Source organism: Vibrio sp. 378 (assembly GCF_033339435.1).
Genome location: NZ_JAWOUO010000454.1, coordinates 1 through 757, shown reverse-complemented (window position 1 = coordinate 757; position 757 = coordinate 1). Strand labels below are relative to the sequence as shown.

Annotated in this window: 1 protein-coding gene; it reads left to right on the top strand. The window is 47.4% G+C overall.

The window, feature by feature from the left end; translation table 11 throughout:
* Nucleotides 1–520 (top strand): GH36-type glycosyl hydrolase domain-containing protein (locus R7Q48_RS26885; protein WP_411979292.1); only part of this gene is annotated, 520 nt, incomplete at its 5' end.
* Nucleotides 521–757: the final 237 nt, after the last annotated feature.

The window sequence follows — 757 nt, the reverse complement described above, 5'->3', positions numbered from 1 at the left end:
CGTTTACCAAGGCGTAAAAGAAAACGGTGCGATCTTCTCACATCCAAACCCATGGGCTTGGGTTGCTGAAGCAAAATTGGGGCGCGGTGACCGTGCGATGAAGTTCTACGATGCACTCAACCCATACAACCAAAACGACATCATCGAAAAACGTATCGCAGAACCGTACTCCTACGTGCAGTTCATTATGGGTCGAGACCACCAAGATCACGGTCGTGCAAACCACCCATGGCTAACTGGCACATCTGGTTGGGCTTACTTCGCAGTGACCAACTTTATCCTTGGTGTGCGCACAGGTTTTGATGGTCTAACTATCGATCCATGTATTCCAACTAACTGGCCTGGATTTGAAGTCACTCGTCAGTGGCTAGGCGCGACTTACAACATCAAAGTTGTTAACCCTGATTCAGTCAGCAAAGGCGTGAAATCTATCACTCTGAACGGCGAAGCTATCACTGGCGCATCAGTACCAGTTCAAGCGGAAGGCTCCGTGAACGAAGTGATCGTAACACTAGGTTAATCGCTTAAAAATGCCCCAATGCACTTTTGCTCTTTAGCTTGTGCATTGGGTTCGCTAGCAAAATTTTTAAGGCGCGGTGTATTGCCGCCCTTATTGAGGTTCGAATCATGATCAAATTTGGTACAGGCGGTTGGCGCGCATTCATCGGTGAAGAATTTACTAAAGATAATGTTCGTTTGGTTGCTCAGGCAGTAGCAAACATCACTAACAGAGAATCAGTGGCAGATCGTGGCTTTG